Below are 16,905 nucleotides of genomic sequence, written 5' to 3' on the forward strand. Positions count from 1 at the left end.
CCACGACCCTGCGCGTGCGCCGGGTCGTGGCGGCGCCAACGCTCATTCTGCGAGTGACCCTTCGCTCAAGCGCGCAAGCACCGGACCGACCTGTGCCTCACGCCGCAGCACCGTGCCTGCGTCGCCCACTGCCTGCGCAAGCGCCTGCGGCGTCTCGGCGCGCAGCGTGGCATGGCCGACCTTGCGGCCCTCGCGCGATTGCTTGCCGTAGTCGTGCCAGTGCCCACCGGGCACCGCCAGGAATGCGGCAGCATCCGGCATCGCGCCCAGCCAGTTGAGCATGCAGGCATGTCCACGCATCGCGGTGCTGCCGAGCGGCAAACCAAGCACCGCACGCACGTGATTTTCGAACTGCGAGGTCTCGGCGCCTTCGATGGTCCAGTGCCCGGAGTTGTGCACGCGCGGCGCCATCTCGTTGGCGAGCAGTTGGCCATCGCGCACGAACAGCTCGAGCGCGAAGACGCCCACGTAGTCCACGCGCTCGGCGATCGCGCGCGCATGCGCCTCTGCCACCGCCTGCAACCCGGCATCCACATGCGCCGGCGCAAGACTGGCCGAGAGCACACCGTCCACATGCCAGTTTTCGGTCAGCGGCCAGGCACGGAACTCGCCATCGCGCCCACGCACGGCCACCACGCTGACCTCGCGCTCGAACGGTACGAAGGCTTCCACGATCAGGCCGACCTTGGCGGCCTGCGCGCCGAGCGCGTCCCACGCGGCATCGGCACCGGCCGGCGTCTTGATGCGGAACTGGCCCTTGCCGTCGTAACCGAAGCGGCGCGTCTTGAGCACGCACGGCGTGCCGATACGGGCCAACGCGGCATCCAGTCCCGCACGGTCGTCGATGGCGGCAAACGCGGGCACCGGAATGCCGAGCTCGCGGAACAGGGTCTTTTCGCTGAGCCGGTCCTGCGCCACCGCCAACGCGGCAGCACTGGGAAACACCGGCACCTGCGCGGCCAATTGCTGCGCGCTGGCAGCCGGCACGTTTTCGAAATCAAAGGTGATCACATCCACGTGTGCGGCGAATGCGGCAAGCGCGGCGGCATCGTCGAAAGCGCCCGCCTGCAGCGGCGCCACCTGCCCTGCGCAGCCGTCGGCGGCTGGGTCGAACACCGCAAACCGCAAGCCCAGTGGCGCGCCGGCCAGTACCAGCATGCGGGCCAACTGGCCGCCGCCCAGAATACCAACTGTGGTCATTGGCGCGGGTCGTCGCTGGCCATGACATCGTCGGTCTGCCTGGCGCGGAATTGCGCCAGTGCCTGACCGATCTGCGCCTGCTCTGGCGCCAGCATCGCAGCGGCGAACAAGGCCGCATTCGCCGCGCCGGCGTTGCCGATCGCAAACGTCGCCACCGGAATCCCGGCCGGCATCTGCACGATCGACAGCAGCGAATCCATGCCGTTGAGCGCCTTGGACTGCACCGGCACACCGAGCACCGGCACCGCCGTCTTGGCCGCCAGCATGCCGGGCAGGTGCGCTGCGCCACCGGCGCCGGCGATGATCGCGCGCAGGCCACGGTCGCCCGCCTGCTCTGCATAGCTGAACAACACGTCCGGTGTGCGGTGCGCCGAGACCACCTTGACTTCGTAAGGCACGCCCAGCGCATCGAGCTTCTGAGCTGCGTGTTGCATGGTTTCCCAATCGGAACGGGAACCCATCACGATGCCGACCAGCGGCGCGGAGTGGTTGGAGGTCATGGCCCTGCCCTGCGGTAAAGACGTATTCTAGCCATCTTCCACGCAAGACAAGACTTCGATGGATCGCAAACTGCTCGACCTGCTGTGCTCGCCCGACACCCGCCAGCCGCTCTCGCTGCTCGACGGCAAGGGCCTGGAGGCACTCAATACCGCCATCGCCGGCGGAACCCTGCAGCGTGCCGACGGCACGGCGCAGACACAGCCACTGCGCGAGGCGCTGATCACGCGCGACCGCAAGCAGGTCTTCCGCGTCGACGACGGCATTCCGGTGCTGCTGGCCGAAGAAGCGATCGGCACAGGGCAGATCGCCGACTTCCCCGAAAAGTGACTTCTTCCGCAAGCACGGCCGTGCCGAAGGCGCCGCCGGCCGCGCTGGTGGATGCCGATGTGGCACGCGCACTGGCCGAGGACATCGGCAGCGGCGATGTGACTGCGGCGTTGTTGCCCGATCAGGCCGACCGCGCGTACCTGCTGTGCAAGCAGGATGCCGTGATCGCCGGGCGGCCCTGGTTCGACGCCACGCACCGCGCACTCGATCCGCAGGTGCGTATCGACTGGCAGGTGCACGAAGGCCAGCACGTTGCCGCCGGCACGGTGCTGGCGCTGCTGCATGGCCGCAGCCGTAGCCTGGTCAGTGCCGAGCGCACCTCGCTCAACTTCCTGCAGACGCTGTCGGCTGCCGCCACCACCACCGCTGCATACGTCGCCGCCGTGGCCGGCACCGGCACGCGCATCCTGGATACGCGCAAGACGCTGCCGGGCCTGCGCGCCGCGCAGAAATACGCCGTGCGTTGCGGCGGCGGCGACAATCACCGCATCGGGCTGTTCGACACGGTGATGCTCAAGGAAAACCATATCCGCGCCGCCGGCTCGTTGAGCGCCGCCGTGCATGCCGCACGTGCGCAGCAACCGCAGTTGCCGCTGGTGGTGGAGGTGGAAACCCTGGAGCAGCTGCGCGAGGCCTTGCAGGTCGGGTGTACGCGCATCCTGATCGACGATTTCGACCCGGCACTGCGGCGTGAGGCGGTGCGCATCGTTGCCGCCCTGCCGCGCGACCAACGCATTCCGCTGGAAGTCTCCGGCAGCGTGGATCTGGCCGGCATTGCCGCCATTGCGGCCGATGGCGTGGATTGCATCTCCATCGGCGGGCTCACCAAGCACGTGCACGCCGTCGATCTGTCGCTCAAGCTCGGCCCGCCGCCGCACTGATTTCACGCGTGCCCGCAGCCGGCTCTGTCAGCCTGCTGCGATTGTTCTGTGCAGGATCTGCGATGACTGTAAAACCTTGGCCGTGGCTCTGTCTGGTGTTGGCCGCATGGGGCGGCACCGCGGCCGCCGCGGAAGTCTGCGACGTGCCGCCACGCTTCGGCACCAGCCCTGCTGCAATCGCCATCGTGCGCAATGCCTGCAACGAGCATCGCTTGTGGCAACGCCCGTTTATCGATGCCAAGGGGCGTCTGGCCAGCCTGGGCGTGACCGAAGCCGAATCAGGCTATCTCGCCGACCATGGGGTGGTCGCGTGGCAACGCGTGGCAGGCTACTGGCGCGACAGCGGCACGTTGGCATCGATGGGCGGGCGCCCGGGCGCGTCGAGCTGCGCGGCACTGGATGGCACGCGCTATACCGCCAGCGATTGCCGTGCGTTCCTGGTCGACAACCCGTGGTCGGCTGCCTTCATCTCCTGGGTGATGACACAGGCCGGCCTGAGCGGCTTCCATCGCTCTGCACGCCATCTGGATTACATCCGCAGCGCCTACAACGATGGCGCCAGCGGGCCTTACCAGTTCACCGACCCGGCGGTGGAGAAGCCCGCTCCCGGCGATCTGCTGTGCCTGTTGCGCGGGCGCAGTGTCGCGCTTGGCTATGCCGGCCTCAGGGCCGGGCTTGGCGGCAGCGCGCCGATGCCTTGGCAATCGCATTGCGACGTCGTGGTGGCCGCCAACGTCGGTGGCGATCGCACTCTGTACCTGATCGGCGGCAACGTGTTCAACACCGTGATGATGCGCAAGATGCCGCTGGACCGCGCCGGCCGCGTGGTGTTGCCGACGCCCCAATCTGACGGCAGCCAGGACCAGAGCGAGGACGGCCTGGGCATCGCCAGCGAGTGCACGCCGGCACACGAAGAACTCTGCGATTTCAATCGACGCGACTGGGCGGCCCTGTTGAAGCTGCGCCCGGATGCGGTGATGACCGCGCCTCCGCCGGTCGAGCCACTGCCTTCGCCAACCACCTTGCCCGCAACGATGCCGCCGGGTTTTCCACGCGTCGTGCCACCGCGTCCGGAAACACAGCCCGCGCCGACCCAGCAGCCCGGGTAAGCAAGGCTCGAAGCCCCTCTCCCGTCGGGAGAGGGGCTGGGGTGAGGGTACGGAAGCGAAGCCCTGGCCAAGGTTCGACCACACTAGGCTGCGCCCGCACCCTCATCCGCCCCTGCGGGGCACCTTCTCCCGCAGGAGAAGGATCAAGGCACCGGCGATTGCCCTAAACACCCAATAAAAAAGCGGGCCGAAGCCCGCTTTTCGTAACGCGTCAAACCGTGGCGATTACTCGGCCGATGCCGGCAGGCCTTCGCCTTCTTCCACTGCCTTGATCGACAGACGGATACGGCCCTGCTTGTCCACTTCCAGCACCTTGACGCGGACCAGATCGCCTTCCTTCAGCTTGTCGCCGACCTTCTCCACGCGCTCGCTGGAAATCTGCGAGACGTGCACCAGGCCGTCCTTGCCCGGCAGGATGGTGACGAACGCACCGAAGTCCATGATCTTGGCGACCTTGCCTTCGTAGATGCGACCCGGCTCCACGTCCGAGGTGATCTGCTCGATGCGCGACTTCGCAGCCTGCGCAGCGATGGCATTGACCGACGCGATGATGATCGTGCCGTCGTCCTGGATGTCGATCTGCGTACCGGTTTCCTTGGTGATGGCCTGGATGGTCGAGCCACCCTTGCCGATCACTTCGCGGATCTTGTCCGGGTGGATCTTGATGGTCAGCAGGCGCGGGGCGTAATCGCTCAGTTCCTGACGCGGGGTGGTCAGGGCATGCGCCATCTCGCCGAGGATGTGCAGACGGCCGGCCTTGGCCTGCTGCAATGCCTGCTTCATGATCTCTTCGGTGATGCCTTCGATCTTGATGTCCATCTGCAGCGCGGACACGCCTTCGGCAGTACCGGCCACCTTGAAGTCCATGTCGCCGAGGTGATCTTCGTCACCCAGGATGTCCGACAGCACGACGAAGTCGTTGCCTTCCTTGACCAGACCCATCGCGATACCTGCGACCGGCGCCTTGATCGGCACGCCGGCATCCATCAGCGCCAGCGAGCTGCCGCAGACCGAGGCCATCGAGGACGAACCGTTGGACTCGGTGATTTCCGAGACCACGCGGATGGTGTACGGGAATTCTTCCAGGCTCGGCATCACGGCCAGCACGCCGCGCTTGGCCAGACGGCCGTGGCCGATCTCGCGACGCTTCGGCGCACCGAAACGACCGCACTCGCCCACCGAATACGGAGGGAAGTTGTAATGGAACAGGAAGTTTTCCTTGTACTCGCCCGAGACGGCGTCGATGACCTGACCGTCGCGTGCGGTGCCGAGCGTGGTGATCACGATCGCCTGGGTCTCGCCGCGGGTGAACAGCGCCGAGCCATGGGTACGCGGCAGCACGCCGGCCTTGGCGCTGATCGGACGCACGGTATCCAGTGCACGGCCGTCGATGCGCACCTTGGTGCTCAGCACCGAGCCACGCATGGTCTGGTATTCCAGCTCGCCGAATTCCTTGGACAGATCACCGGCAGCCCAGCCTTCGACGGTGGCGCGCGGTGCCAGCGCACCCAGCACGTCCTTCTTGATCGCCGAAATCGCATCACGGCGCTGCAGCTTGTCGCGCACCTGGAATGCCGACGCGAGCTGATCGCCCACCGCTTCCTTCAGCGCGGCGATCATGCCGTCATTCTTGGCCGGGGCCACCCAGTCGGACGGCTTGGTGCCGGCTTCGACGGTCAGCTCGTTGATGATGTTGATGACCTTCTGCATCTCGCGATGGCCGAACGTCACCGCGCCCAGCATCACTTCTTCCGACAGCAGCTCGGCTTCGGACTCGACCATCAGCACCGCGTTGGCGGTACCGGCCACGACCAGCTCCAGCTGCGAATCCTTCAGCTCGGTCACGGTCGGGTTGAGGATGTATTCGCCATTCTTGTAGCCGACCTTCGCCGCAGCGATCGGGCCGTTGAACGGGGTGCCGGCCAGCGACAGCGCGGCCGATGCGCCGATCAGCGCGGCGATATCGCCGTCGATGTCCGGGTTCATCGACATCACGGTGGCGATGATCTGCACTTCGTTCTTGTAGTCCTCCGGGAACAGCGGACGGATCGGGCGATCGATCAGGCGCGAGATCAACGTTTCCTTCTCGGTCGCACGTCCTTCGCGCTTGAAGAAGCCGCCCGGGATGCGGCCGCCGGCGTAGAACTTCTCCTGATAATCGACCGTCAGAGGAAAGAAGTCCTGCCCTTCGCGCGCACTCTTGGCGGCGACGGCGGTGACCAGCAGTACGGTGTCGTCGAACTTGACGATGACGGCGCCGCCTGCCTGGCGAGCGATTTCGCCCGTCTCCAGGGTGACGGTGTGCTTGCCGTACTGGAAGGTTTTGGTGATTTTTGCCACGGAGGTTTTTTCCCTTAGGTGTTGCTGTCTTCGTTGGACCGTCGTCGACCCATGCCGAGAACGGGCGGCCGGGAGGCTCCGGCCCATGAACTGCATGCTGCAGATAACGTAATGCGAATGACCAAAACAAAGCCGCGGCGCATCGCTGCGCCGCGGCGGTAGGACTCGATTAGCGGCGCAGGCCGAGCTTCTCGATCAAGGACTTGTAACGCTCGTTGTCCTTCTTCTTCAGGTAGTCGAGCAGGCTGCGGCGGCGGTTGACCATCTGCAGCAGGCCACGACGGCTGTGGTGATCCTTCTTGTGGGTCTTGAAGTGGCCGGTCAGCAGCTCGATGCGCGCGGTCAGCAGGGCGACCTGCACTTCCGGCGAACCGGTGTCCTGGGCGCTGCGCTTGTTGTCTTCAATAACTTTCTGGGTGTCGACGGACATGATGTTTACTCGATAGATGCGTGGTCGACAGGAACGTGCATGACGCACCGCCGGACTCGCCGTTTGCTTGGGATGAGCGCGCTTGGCGCTGAGGTGCCCCGATCGGGGCCGCAAAATTGTAACGTCGTGCGGCCCCGGGAACAAGTTGACTAAACCTTAACAAGACGCCACTTCGTTCAGTCCATTGAACAATCGCTGCGGCGACAAGCGCCCCTCCGCGTCCACCAGGCCTAGCCCGGAGGGGGTTCCGTCGGGTCCGAACACCGCCACCTGGCCGGTCGGAAATGCCGCATCGCGCAGACGCTGGCCCATGCGAAAACGTGCCGCGTGCGCCGCATCGAGCACGATCCGCGCAAAATCGGCCAGTCCGGCCTCGATCGGCAGCAGCAGGTCCTGCGCGTCGGTGCCCGCTTCCAGGGCAGCCGACAGCGCCTCCAGCGTGATCATCTGCGGCGTGCGAAACGGCTCGACCCAGAGCCGGCGCAGCGAGGCGATATGCGCACCGCAGCAGAGCACTTCGCCCAGATCGCGCGCCAGGCTGCGGATATAGGTGCCCGAGCCGCAGGTCACGCGCAGTTGCAGCCGCGGCGCGGCGTAGCCGATCACGTCGATCGCCTGCACCTCGACCTCGCGTACCGGCGCCTCGATCGCCTCGCCACGGCGTGCCTTGGCGTACAGCGGCTCGCCGCCCTGCTTGAGCGCGGAATAGATCGGCGCCTGTTGGCGGATGCGCCCGATGAAGGGCGTCAGCGCTGCACGCAGCGCGCCTTCGTCCAGTGCCGGCACTGCACGCTCGCGCAGGACCTGGCCATCGGCATCGTCGGTATCGGTGGTGACACCCAGCACGATCTCGGCGTCATAGGCCTTGGCCGAACCGAGCAGCAGGCCGGCAATCTTGGTCGCCTCGCCCAGACACAGCGGCAGCAGGCCGGTGGCCAGCGGGTCCAGGCTGCCGGTGTGGCCGCCCTTTTCGGCCCGCAACAAACGGCGCGCGGACTGCAAGGCCGTGTTGGAGCTGACTCCAGCCGGCTTGTCGAGCAACAGGATGCCGTGCAACGGGCGATAGACGATGCGGGGTTTCAAGAGATCAGTGCTCGAAGCGGGCACCGTGCGCGCCCGTTGAAATCAGGGCCGCTGGTCAACAGCCGGCCGGCCGGCAGCGCTCAGCGCTGCTCGGCGTCCTCGTCGCTGGACGCGGCCTCGGGGCCGACATCGTCCAGGTCACGCAGCAGGTTGTCGATGCGCTCGCCGCGGTCGACCGAATCGTCGTAATGGAAATGCAGCTCGGGCACATGCCGCAGCTTCATCGCGCGTGCCAGCTGCGTGCGCAGCTGACCGGCGATTTCCTTGAGCCCCTTGACCGCTTCGGCCGAGCGCTCCTGCTGCAGCGCGGTGACGAACACCTTGGCATGCGCCAGGTCGCGGCTGATTTCGACGTCGGACACGCTGACCGACGGCAGGCCGTGGTCGCGCACGGCCGCGTGCACGATCGTGCCGAGGTCGCGGCGCACCTGCGCCGAAACGCGGTCGGTGCGATGGAATGATTTGGTTGGCATGGTCGTGGACCTGGTTGATTCGGAGGGCCAGTTGGCACCGAAGCCAAAAACGGACGCGGGCGGCCATGCCGCCCTCGCCTTGCAGAACTTGCGTTACGGAGCGACTCCGCTCGACGGAGTCCGGGGCCCGCAGGCCCCGGCAACCGTTACAGCGTGCGGGCGACTTCGATACGCTCGAAGCACTCGATCTGATCGCCGGCCTTGACGTCGTTGTAGGCCTTCACGCCGATACCGCATTCGGTACCGTTGCGCACTTCCTCGACGTTTTCCTTGAAGCGGCGCAACGATTCCAGCTCGCCCTCGAACACCACGACGCTGTCGCGGAGCACGCGGATCGGCTTGCTGCGCTTCACCACGCCTTCGATGATCATGCAGCCTGCAACCGCACCGAACTTGGAGCTGCGGAACACGTCGCGGACCTGCGCGATACCGATGATCTCTTCGCGGATTTCCACGCCGAGCAGACCGGACGCCACCTGCTTCACCTGGTCGATCACGTCATAGATGATCGAGAAGTAACGCAGATCGATGCCGTTGGACTCGACGATCTTGCGCGCCGAGGCATCGGCACGCACGTTGAAGCCGATGATCGTGGCCTTGGAAGCCGCCGCCGAATTCGCATCGGACTCGGTGATGCCGCCCACGCCGGAGTGGATCACGTTGATGCGGATGTCGTCATTGGACAATGCCACCAGCGACTGCTTGAGCGCTTCCACCGAACCCTGCACGTCGGCCTTGATCACCAGGTTCAGCACCTGCTGGCCTTCACCCTTGCCCATCTGGGCCAGGATGTCTTCCATGCGGTTGCTGGCCGAGGCGACCAGGCGCGACTCGCGGCGCTTGGTTTCGCGCTGCTGCGCAACGTCCTTGGCCAGACGCTCGTCGTCGACGACCACGAAATCATCACCGGCTTCCGGCACGCCGGACAGGCCGAGCACCTGCACCGGAATCGATGGGCCGGCCGAGGCCGGCTGGTGGCCTGTCTCGTCGAACAGTGCACGCACGCGGCCGTACTGGATACCGCACACCAGGTAATCGCCACGCTTCAGCGCGCCCTGCTGCACCAGCACCGTTGCGACCGGGCCACGGCCCTTGTCCAGCGAGGACTCGATGACGGTACCGCTGGCGCGGCCTTCGGCCACCGCCTTGAGCTCCAGCACTTCGGCCTGCAGCGAGATCGCGTCCAGCAACGTGTCCACACCGGTACCGAGCTTGGCCGACACCTCGATGAACTGGGTATCGCCGCCAAACTCCTCGGCCACCACGTTTTCGGCCAGCAATTCATTCTTGACCCGCAGCGGATCCGCGCCGGCCTTGTCGATCTTGTTGACCGCCACGATCAACGGAACGCCCGCCGCCTTGGCATGCGCCACCGCTTCCTTGGTCTGCGGCATCACGCCGTCATCGGCCGCGACCACCAGCACCACGATGTCGGTGATCTTGGCGCCACGGGCACGCATCGAGGTAAACGCGGCATGGCCGGGCGTATCCAGGAAGCTGATGACGCCACGGCCGGTTTCGACGTGGTACGCACCGATGTGCTGGGTGATGCCGCCGGCTTCGCCCGAGGCGATCTTGGTGCGACGGATGTAATCCAGCAACGAGGTCTTGCCGTGATCGACGTGACCCATGATGGTCACCACCGGCGGACGCGAGGTGGTCTCGCCCTGCGCATCCTCGGCATGCGCCAGCAGCGCATCCTCGAAGTCGGCATTGTCGGCACGCACGGCCTTGTGGCCGAGCTCTTCGGTCACCAGCGCGGCGGTGTCATGGTCGATGCTCTGGGTGATGGTCGCCATGACGCCCATCTTGAACAGCGCCTTGACCACGTCGCCGCCCTTGAGCGCGAGCTTCTGCGCCAGGTCGGCCACGGTGATGGTGTCGCCGATCGCCACTTCGCGCACCACCGGTGCGGTCGGACGCTCGAACCCGTGCGGACCGCTGTTGCCCTGATTGCCGCCACGGCCGTTGTCGTTGCCACGGCGCGAGGACGACGAACCGGGACGACCGGTCGGCTTGCCGCGTACATTGGAACGACGCGCACGATCAGCCGCAGACAGATGCAACTGCCCGGCGAAACGCTTGGTCGCATCGTCGTCTTCGACACCGGCCACCATGACGTGCGAACCGCGCGTCTTGTGCTTGGCCGCATTGGAACGATCGTCCGGGCGCGCCGGCGTTGCCGGGCGCGATGCCGGCGACGCGCCAGCCGGACGGGCCGGACGCGGTGCCGAGGACGGCGAAGACGGTGCACGCGCGGCAGGCGCCGACGGCGTCGGCGCAGCAGCAACCGGGGCCGGCGCACTGGCAGCCGCAGCGGCTTCCTCGGCAGCCTTGCGCTCGGCTTCTGCACGGTCCTTGGCGGCCTGCTCTTCTTCACGCTTGCGCTGAATCGCTTCATCGCGCAGACGATCGCTTTCGGCCAGCGCCTGCTGCTCGTCGAGATTGCGCTGACGCGAAGCGGCGAGCTTGGCCAGGATGTCGGCGCGCTCCTCGTCCGGCGTCATCGGCGCCGGGCGGCCGCCTTCGTTTTCGGACTTTACGTAGGTGCGCTTCTGCCGCACTTCCACGTTGACCGTGGTCTTGGTGCGGCCGGCGCTGACCGTGACTTCCTGCAGCTTGCGCCGGTTGAGCGTGATCTTCTTGGCTGCTTCGCTCGCCGCTTCGGCGGGCGTGTCGGCCTTGCCATGCGTGCGGCGCAGGAAGCCAAGCAGTTTCATCTTCTCGGTGCTAGTCACGACCTGGTCGGGACCGCTGAACTTCATTCCGGCCTCGGCCAGTTGAACCAGCAGTTTATCGACCGGCGTATTGACCAGTTCGGCAAGCTTGCGGATGGTGGTTTGCTGCGACATTCGGATCCTATGATCTGGTTGGCGCCCCCTCGCCCAGAGCAAGGGAAACGCTGATTCTAAGCCCTGATGGGGTCAGGGCGCGGTTCATTGCCGGCTCATTCGCCGCGCTCCAAACGGGCGATCTCCTCGGCGCGGGCCGCCAGGATCAGCGCCGCGGCGCGCTCCTGGGTCAAGCCCTCGATGCCGAAGTCGACGATCTCGTCCGCTGCCAGGTCGGACAAGTCCTCGCTGGTGCGCACGCCGTGCTCGGCCAGAGCAAAGGCCGTTTCCTCGTCCATCCCCTCCAGCGCCAGCAGGTCCTCGGTGGGCTGAGTTCCTTCCAGGCCTTCTTCTTCTGCCAGCGCGGCGTTGAGCAACGCATCGCGGGCACGGGCGCGCAACTCTTCGACGATGTCTTCGTCGAAGCCTTCCACCGCCAGCAACTCGCCGACCGGCACGTAGGCGATTTCCTCGACCGTATTGAAGCCCTCGGTCACCAGGATCGCTGCGATTTCCTCGTCCACTTCCAGGCGATCCATGAACAACTGGCGCGCGGAGGTCTGCTCGGCTTCGGACTTGGCGGCCACCTGGTCGGCGGTCATCACGTTGAGCTGCCAACCGGTCAGGCGGCTGGCCAGACGCACGTTCTGGCCGCCCTTGCCGATCGCCTGGGCCAGGCGATCTTCCGCCACGGCCAGATCCATCGAGTGCTTGTCTTCATCGACGATGATCGACTGCACTTCTGCCGGCGCCATCGCATTGATGACGAAGTTGGCCGGGTTCTCGTTCCACAACACGATGTCCACGCGCTCGCCATTGAGCTCGTTGGACACTGCCTGCACACGTGAACCACGCATACCGATGCACGCGCCGATCGGATCGGTGCGGGTGTCGTGCGCGATCACTGCGATCTTGGCGCGATCGCCCGGATCGCGGGCGCAGGCCTTGATCTCGACCAGGCCCTGGCCCACTTCCGGCACTTCGAGCTTGAACAGCTCGATCATGAATTCCGGCGCGGCGCGGCTGATGAACAGCTGCGGGCCGCGCGGCTCGGAACGCACTTCGGCCAGATAGCCGCGTACGCGGTCGCCCGGCCGCAGCACGTCGCGCGGAATGCCCTTGTCCTTGGGGATGAAGGCTTCGGCATTGCCGCCCAGATCGACAAAGATATTGCCGCGCTCGGCGCGCTTGACCACACCGGTGATCAACTCGCCGACGCGGTCCTTCCAGGCATCGACCACCTGCTGACGCTCGGCTTCGCGCACACGCTGCACGATCACCTGCTTGGCAGCCTGCGCGGCGATGCGGCCGAAGTCCGGGTTTTCGATCTGTTCTTCGATGTAGTCGCCCACATCGACGCCATCAGCCTCGTCGACGGCATCCATCAGGCGCACCTGGCGATCCGGGGATTCCATCACCACATCGTCGGCAACCACTTCCCAGCGGCGATAGGTTTCGTAGTTACCGTCCTTGTGGTCGATGGTCACGCGCGTCAGCACGTCCTGGTCGGGATAGCGCTTCTTCGCTGCGGAAGCCAACGCGGCCTCGATCGCATCGAAGATCACTTCGCGCGGCACGCCCTTTTCGTTGGCCACCGCATCCACTACCAGCAAAAGTTCCTTGCTCATTTCGTCACTCCGCGCGCGGCTTGCCAGCCGCCGACTCGTTGGATGGTTTCTTCTTCTCGTGCCCGGGTTTCTTCGGGCCGGGCTTGTTCGGTTTTTGCGGGGCCAGGCCCAGAGCGACCCAATCCGGCAAAATGCGCGCCTTGTCGATGTTGTCGAAGACGATCTGCACGTCCTTGCCGTCGATGGCGAACACCACCGCCTCTGCTTCGGACTCGATCCGCACGATCTGGCCCTGGAAGCGGCGCCGACCATCCTGCGCCAGCTTCAACACGATCTTGGCGGACTCGCCGGCGTGACGGCCGAACTGCTCCAGCGTGAACAACGGACGGTCCACACCCGGCGAAGACACCTCAAGCGTGTAGTTGCCGGTGATGGGATCTTCGACGTCGAGCTGGGCCGACACTTCACGGCTCACGCGCTCGCAGTCATCGACGTTGATCACACGCTCGGGCTGTTCGGCCAGCGGCACATCGATGTACAGGCGCAACGTGGCGCCACCTGGAGCGGGAAGATATTCCACACCCAGCAGTTCCAAGCCCAGGGACTCAACCGTTGGACTCAGCAGATTCGCGATTTCGGTCGCTTTTTCGCTCACAGACTGCCCTGATCAGATGATTGCCAGTAGAACCCCGGCAACCGGCAGCAAACTTTCCGGTTCCGGAAAAAACAAGGGGCCCGATGGGCCCCTTGCGTGAAAAAAGCCCGACCTCTCAGGGTCGGCGCAAAGACGGGAACATGCGTCTTTGCGATCCAAGAAGCTGAAGTACTGCCCTAAGGCATTGCATTAAAGCAGTACTTCAAAACTTGGTAGCGGGGGCAGGATTTGAACCTGCGACCTTCGGGTTATGAGCCCGACGAGCTGCCAGACTGCTCCACCCCGCAGCAGAAGCGGAATTATGAAGAACTTGAGCGGCAATTGCAAGCCCTAGTTTTTCATCGATTGAAAACCCTGGGGTCTTCAACGTCGCGGCAAATGATAACCGCATTGCAACAAAAACGAAACAACAATCACGACTTTATTGCAGTCATCCAGCGACGGCGCGTGTGAGGCACGCGCCGCGACGTCATGCAGGCATGCGTGACTTAGGCAAGGCCTGCGAACGCACGCTGGCACCACACCATGATCGGGCTCCAGGCCAGGCCAAGTGCGAGCAATGCGAGCGCGTTGACCCCGAGCACGGTGCCCAGCACACGATCGTTATTGGCGGGCAACGGCTCGCCCACCGGCTCGTCGAAGTACATGACCTTGATGACACGCAGATAATAGAAGGCGCCGATCACTGCACAGAGCACGCCGACCAGGGCCAGCCACAGCATGTCGCCGTTGACCGCAGCGCCCAGCACCGCCAGCTTGGTCCAGAAACCCAGGAACGGCGGGATACCCGCAAGCGAAGCCATGATGCACAGCACCAGGCCGGCCATCCACGGATTGCGCGCGTTGAGTCCCTTGAAGTCGTCGATGTTCTCGGCTTCGAAGCCATTGCGCGACAACGCGATGATCGCGCCGAACGCGGCGGTGGACATGATCGTGTAGCTCACCGCGTAGAACATTGCCGCGGCATAGCCTTCTTCGCCGCCACCGGCCACGCCCATCAGCAGGAAGCCGATATGCGAGACGGTCGAGTACGCCAGCATGCGCTTGAGGTTGCTCTGCGCAATTGCCATCAGGTTGCCGATCACCAGCGACACCGCCGACAGGCCGCCGATCAACAGATGCCACTGCGGCGACAGCGGGCCCATGCCGACTTCAAGCAGACGGTAGGCCATGCCGAAGGCGGCGAGCTTGGGCGCGGAGCTGATGAACAAGGCGATCGGTGCGGGCGCGCCCTGGTACACGTCGGGCAACCACATGTGGAACGGCGCGGCGCCCAGCTTGAATGCCACACCGGCGATCATGAAGATGGTGCCGGTCAGCAGCAGGGTGCGCTCGCTGGAACCTTCGATCGCGTCGTGGATGCCGCTCAGGCTGAGCGTGCCGGTGGCGCCGTAGACCAGCGACATGCCGTACAGCAGCAGGCCCGAGGCCAGCGAGCCGAGCACGAAATACTTCATCGCCGCTTCGGTGGCCAGGCCGTTGTCGCGATTGGAGGCGACCAGCGCATACGAGCACAGCGCGAGCAGCTCCAGGCCCAGGTACACCATCAGCAGGCTGCCCGCCGAGGTCAGCAGCATCATGCCGGCGGTGGCGAACAACACCAGCACCGGGATCTCGCCCTGATAGAGATTGCGCTCGCGCAGGTATGTCCAGCCGTACACTAGGCTCAGACCACTGACCAGCACGATCACCGTCTTCATCACGTCGGCCGCGGTGTCGCGCACGAACATGCCGTGGAAGATCTCGCCCTGCCCGCCCGTGCCGGTCGCCAACAGCGCGAACACCACGGCAAGCACGGCAACGGAGAACAGGTGGGTCCAGACCTTGTTCCGCTGGCTCACGAACAGGTCGAGCATCAGCAGTGCAAAGGCGCCGCCGATCAGCACCAGCTCCGGAACAAGCGGAGCCAGGTCAGCGGTGGTCAACGGCGCGAGCGTTGGCGTGGTCATCATCAAATCCTGGAAATCAAAACGTACGGCAAGCTGTTACAGCTTGGTCGCGGCAATCTGGGTAGCCAGCTTGGCGATCGATGGTTCCATCAGATCGGTCAACGGCTTCGGATACAGGCCCAGGGCTAGCACGCCAACGGCGAACACCCCCAGCACGAATGCCTCACGGCCATTGATGTCCTTCAGCTCGGCCACGTGGGCGTTGGCCACCTCGCCAAAGAACACGCGCTTGTAGAGCCACAGCGTGTAGGCGGCAGTGATCACCAACGTGGTGGCGGCAGCGAAGGCCACCAGCGGATGCTTCTGGAAGCTGGCCAGGATCACCATGAACTCACCGACGAAACCACTGGTACCCGGCAGGCCGGCATTGGCCATGAAGAACAGCATGGAGAACGTGGCGAACCAGGGCATCACATTGACCACGCCGCCGTAATCGGCGATGCGGCGGGTATGCATGCGGTCGTACAGCACGCCGATGCAGGAGAACATCGCGCCGGACACGAAGCCGTGCGAAATCATCTGCACCATCGCGCCCTGCAGACCCAGACGGGCGGCGTCGGTGCTGCCGTACTCGCGCACCAGGGTGAACGCGATGAAGGTGCCGAGGGTGACAAAGCCCATGTGCGCGATGGACGAATACGCCACCAGCTTCTTCATGTCGTCCTGCACCAGGGCCACCAGGCCGACGTAGACGACCGCGATCAGCGACAGCGTAATGACCAGCCAGGCGAACTCATGGCTCGCATCCGGCACGATCGGCAGGTTGAAGCGCAGGAAGCCGTAGCCACCGATCTTCAACGCGATCGCAGCCAGGATCACCGAACCGGCGGTGGGCGCCTCCACGTGCGCATCCGGCAGCCAGGTGTGCACCGGGAACATCGGCACCTTGACCGCAAACGCGATCAGGAAGGCGAAGAAGATCCAGGTCTGTTCCTTGGCGGTCAGCTGCAGCGCGTACAGATCGGCCAGCTGGAAGCTGCCGCCCTTCAGGTACAGGTAGACCAGGCCCACCAGCATCAGCACCGAGCCGAGGAAGGTGTACAGGAAGAACTTCATCGCCGCGTAGATACGCCGCGGGCCGCCCCAGACGCCGATGATCAGGAACATCGGGATCAGCATGGCTTCGAAGAAGACATAGAACAGCATCGCGTCGGTGGCGGCGAAGATGCCGACCGTGACGCCTTCCAGGATCAGGAAGGCAGCGACGTACTGATTGACACGCTTGTCGATCGAGCGCCAGGCACCGATCAGGGCCAGCACCGTCACCAGCGTGGTCAGCACGATCAACGCGACCGCGATGCCGTCCACGCCCAGGTTGTAGCCGATGTTGTAGGCCGGGATCCAGGCATGCAGTTCGATGAACTGCATGGCGTCATTGGCCGTGTCGTAGCCCAGCAGCGGCAGACTCAGCACAAAGGTCGCCACCGCCACCGCCAGGGACGCCCAGCGGGCAGTCTCGGCGTTGCGCAACGCGAGGATCAAGGCGCCACCGATAATCGGCAGCCAGATCAAGATAGACAGTAAAGGCCAGTTCGACACGTTTTCTTATTCCGTACAG

At 65.0% G+C, this 16,905-nt stretch carries 14 protein-coding genes and 1 tRNA gene; 3 read left to right on the top strand and 12 right to left on the bottom strand.

What is annotated here, in order from left to right; genetic code table 11:
- Nucleotides 1-42: 42 nt before the first annotated feature.
- Entirely contained in the window at nt 43-1,200 is a 1,158-nt protein-coding gene (locus EO141_RS08965; RefSeq protein WP_127169008.1) for a 5-(carboxyamino)imidazole ribonucleotide synthase, read from the bottom strand.
- Nucleotides 1,197-1,700 (bottom strand): 5-(carboxyamino)imidazole ribonucleotide mutase, encoded by a 504-nt coding sequence (gene purE, locus EO141_RS08970; protein ID WP_104581975.1) that lies wholly within the window; start codon nt 1,698-1,700, stop codon nt 1,197-1,199. Before purE ends, EO141_RS08965 begins: the two co-directional genes overlap by 4 nt.
- A 58-nt stretch (nt 1,701-1,758) precedes the next feature.
- Here purE and EO141_RS08975 point away from each other — a divergent pair, with 58 nt between their 5' ends.
- The 3 genes from EO141_RS08975 (at nt 1,759) to EO141_RS08985 (ending at nt 4,018) form a co-directional block, all read left to right on the top strand.
- On the top strand, nt 1,759-2,028 hold the full coding sequence (locus EO141_RS08975) for a Trm112 family protein (protein ID WP_127169009.1): 270 nt from the start codon (nt 1,759-1,761) through the stop codon (nt 2,026-2,028).
- Nucleotides 2,025-2,909 carry a carboxylating nicotinate-nucleotide diphosphorylase gene (nadC, locus tag EO141_RS08980; RefSeq protein WP_164739133.1) on the top strand — a complete coding sequence of 295 codons (885 nt, stop codon included), beginning with the start codon at nt 2,025-2,027 and terminating at the stop codon, nt 2,907-2,909. Before EO141_RS08975 ends, nadC begins: the two co-directional genes overlap by 4 nt.
- A 62-nt stretch (nt 2,910-2,971) precedes the next feature.
- Entirely contained in the window at nt 2,972-4,018 is a 1,047-nt protein-coding gene (locus EO141_RS08985) for a DUF2272 domain-containing protein (protein ID WP_164739134.1), read from the top strand.
- 225 nt (nt 4,019-4,243) lie between these two features.
- Here EO141_RS08985 and pnp read toward each other — a convergent pair whose 3' ends face one another.
- From pnp to EO141_RS09035, 10 genes are all read right to left on the bottom strand, one after another.
- Nucleotides 4,244-6,358, bottom strand: coding sequence for a polyribonucleotide nucleotidyltransferase (pnp, locus tag EO141_RS08990; protein ID WP_104581972.1), 2,115 nt, complete (start codon nt 6,356-6,358; stop codon nt 4,244-4,246).
- A 169-nt stretch (nt 6,359-6,527) separates the two neighbouring features.
- Nucleotides 6,528-6,788 carry a 30S ribosomal protein S15 gene (rpsO, locus tag EO141_RS08995; RefSeq protein WP_003485583.1) on the bottom strand — a complete coding sequence of 87 codons (261 nt, stop codon included), beginning with the start codon at nt 6,786-6,788 and terminating at the stop codon, nt 6,528-6,530.
- Between the two features lie 156 nt (nt 6,789-6,944).
- On the bottom strand, nt 6,945-7,871 hold the full coding sequence (truB, locus tag EO141_RS09000) for a tRNA pseudouridine(55) synthase TruB (RefSeq protein WP_127169010.1): 927 nt from the start codon (nt 7,869-7,871) through the stop codon (nt 6,945-6,947).
- An 80-nt stretch (nt 7,872-7,951) separates the two neighbouring features.
- The gene (gene rbfA / locus EO141_RS09005) at nt 7,952-8,344 is read right to left on the bottom strand and encodes a 30S ribosome-binding factor RbfA (RefSeq protein WP_024937968.1); all 393 of its coding nucleotides are present in this window, start codon (nt 8,342-8,344) and stop codon (nt 7,952-7,954) included.
- A 146-nt stretch (nt 8,345-8,490) separates the two neighbouring features.
- A complete protein-coding gene (infB, locus tag EO141_RS09010; RefSeq protein ID WP_164739135.1) occupies nt 8,491-11,196 on the bottom strand; it encodes a translation initiation factor IF-2 in 2,706 nt (901 codons plus the stop codon).
- Between the two features lie 95 nt (nt 11,197-11,291).
- Nucleotides 11,292-12,803: a transcription termination factor NusA gene (nusA, locus tag EO141_RS09015; protein WP_016903006.1), complete on the bottom strand. Its 1,512-nt coding sequence runs from the start codon at nt 12,801-12,803 to the stop codon at nt 11,292-11,294.
- Between the two features lie 4 nt (nt 12,804-12,807).
- The gene (rimP, locus tag EO141_RS09020) at nt 12,808-13,398 is read right to left on the bottom strand and encodes a ribosome maturation factor RimP (RefSeq protein WP_104648008.1); all 591 of its coding nucleotides are present in this window, start codon (nt 13,396-13,398) and stop codon (nt 12,808-12,810) included.
- A gap of 210 nt (nt 13,399-13,608) precedes the next feature.
- A tRNA-Met gene (locus EO141_RS09025) sits at nt 13,609-13,685 on the bottom strand.
- A gap of 201 nt (nt 13,686-13,886) precedes the next feature.
- Nucleotides 13,887-15,347 carry an NADH-quinone oxidoreductase subunit NuoN gene (gene nuoN, locus EO141_RS09030; protein WP_104581968.1) on the bottom strand — a complete coding sequence of 487 codons (1,461 nt, stop codon included), beginning with the start codon at nt 15,345-15,347 and terminating at the stop codon, nt 13,887-13,889.
- A 36-nt stretch (nt 15,348-15,383) separates the two neighbouring features.
- Nucleotides 15,384-16,886, bottom strand: coding sequence for an NADH-quinone oxidoreductase subunit M (locus tag EO141_RS09035; RefSeq protein WP_104581967.1), 1,503 nt, complete (start codon nt 16,884-16,886; stop codon nt 15,384-15,386).
- Nucleotides 16,887-16,905: the final 19 nt, after the last annotated feature.

The organism is Xanthomonas sp. BRIP62415 (assembly GCF_003993515.1).
In the GTDB taxonomy this organism is placed as follows: domain Bacteria; phylum Pseudomonadota; class Gammaproteobacteria; order Xanthomonadales; family Xanthomonadaceae; genus Xanthomonas; species Xanthomonas euroxanthea.

What these genes read in the sequence shown, in the direction of transcription:
- EO141_RS08965 (WP_127169008.1), bottom strand. Translation starts at nt 1,200, where the DNA reads ATGACCACAGTTGGTATTCTGGGCGGCGGCCAGTTGGCCCGCATGCTG.
- purE (WP_104581975.1), bottom strand. Translation starts at nt 1,700, where the DNA reads ATGACCTCCAACCACTCCGCGCCGCTGGTCGGCATCGTGATGGGTTCC.
- EO141_RS08975 (WP_127169009.1), top strand. Translation starts at nt 1,759, where the DNA reads ATGGATCGCAAACTGCTCGACCTGCTGTGCTCGCCCGACACCCGCCAG.
- EO141_RS08985 (WP_164739134.1), top strand. Translation starts at nt 2,972, where the DNA reads ATGACTGTAAAACCTTGGCCGTGGCTCTGTCTGGTGTTGGCCGCATGG.
- rpsO (WP_003485583.1), bottom strand. Translation starts at nt 6,788, where the DNA reads ATGTCCGTCGACACCCAGAAAGTTATTGAAGACAACAAGCGCAGCGCC.
- rbfA (WP_024937968.1), bottom strand. Translation starts at nt 8,344, where the DNA reads ATGCCAACCAAATCATTCCATCGCACCGACCGCGTTTCGGCGCAGGTG.
- infB (WP_164739135.1), bottom strand. Translation starts at nt 11,196, where the DNA reads ATGTCGCAGCAAACCACCATCCGCAAGCTTGCCGAACTGGTCAATACG.
- nusA (WP_016903006.1), bottom strand. Translation starts at nt 12,803, where the DNA reads ATGAGCAAGGAACTTTTGCTGGTAGTGGATGCGGTGGCCAACGAAAAG.
- nuoN (WP_104581968.1), bottom strand. Translation starts at nt 15,347, where the DNA reads ATGACCACGCCAACGCTCGCGCCGTTGACCACCGCTGACCTGGCTCCG.